Genomic DNA, 979 nt, shown 5'->3' on the forward strand with positions numbered 1-979 from the left:
ATAGTCGAAAAATCTGTTTTTTTGGGGAAATATCGACGTATCAACCCATTTGTATTTTCATTTGTACCGCGCTGCCATGAACAGTAAGGATCGGCGAAGTAAATATCCATATTAAGCCTATTTTCAAGCTTATTAAAAAGTGAAAACTCTTTCCCATTATCAAGTGTAAGTGTCAGCCTCTTAGAAGTGGCTAACGTTATAAACATTGAAATCGTTGCTTTATTGAAAAGCTCTGCTGTTTTATTTTCTATTTTTTGGGCCATTAGATATTTTGTTGCTCGATCCACATGAGTAATTATATATCCAGAGCCTTTCTTTCCTTCAACAAGATCACCTTCCCAGTCGCCAATACGAGACCGTTTCTCAACGACATTAGGTCGTTCATGGATACTAACTCGGTTTTTTATCTTACCTCGTAAGTCCCCATATTTTCTTTGTTTTTTTCTCTTTTTGTGACGTTTTGGTAATGCTTTATAGAGCCCACCACCAACTTGATAGTCTTTAATAACCCATTGATAAATTGTCTCATGACTGACACATTCTCCCTTGTCATTTGGATGGTTTTTTTTAAGCCTTCCAGCTATGGCATCTGGTGACCAACCTTCTTGCAGTTTATGTACAACATGCTGATAAAGCGTTTTATTAGCAAACTTTTTTGCGTGCCTTGGTTTCTTTCTACGTTCGGCTGCCAAGTCTTCTGCAGATTCATCGAAGTAAGTATAGTAAGGGGGTTTATTCCTCTTTACTTCTCGCATAATGGTAGTGTGGTGTCGGTTAAGTAAACGGCCGATTGAGCGGTAACTTTCACCACTATTATGGCGATAATAGATTGCTTTTCGCTCAAAACTGTTAAGATGTTCATAAGACATTTCTCAGCTCCTAAAATGTATTTGGTCGCACATTTACATTAGCAGAAACTGAGAAGTGTCTTATTTCTATCTAGTTTTTATACGTGGTGCACTTAGAACTTGAATTCGGG

Annotated in this window: 1 protein-coding gene; it reads right to left on the bottom strand. The window is 37.6% G+C overall.

What is annotated here, in order from left to right; translation table 11 throughout:
• Nucleotides 1–869 (bottom strand): IS30 family transposase (locus tag PAUR_RS00025; protein WP_192505804.1); only part of this gene is annotated, 869 nt, incomplete at its 3' end.
• Nucleotides 870–979 lie beyond the last annotated feature (110 nt).

The sequence above is a fragment of the Pseudoalteromonas aurantia 208 genome (assembly GCF_014858725.1).
GTDB classification, from domain to species: Bacteria; Pseudomonadota; Gammaproteobacteria; order Enterobacterales; family Alteromonadaceae; genus Pseudoalteromonas; species Pseudoalteromonas aurantia.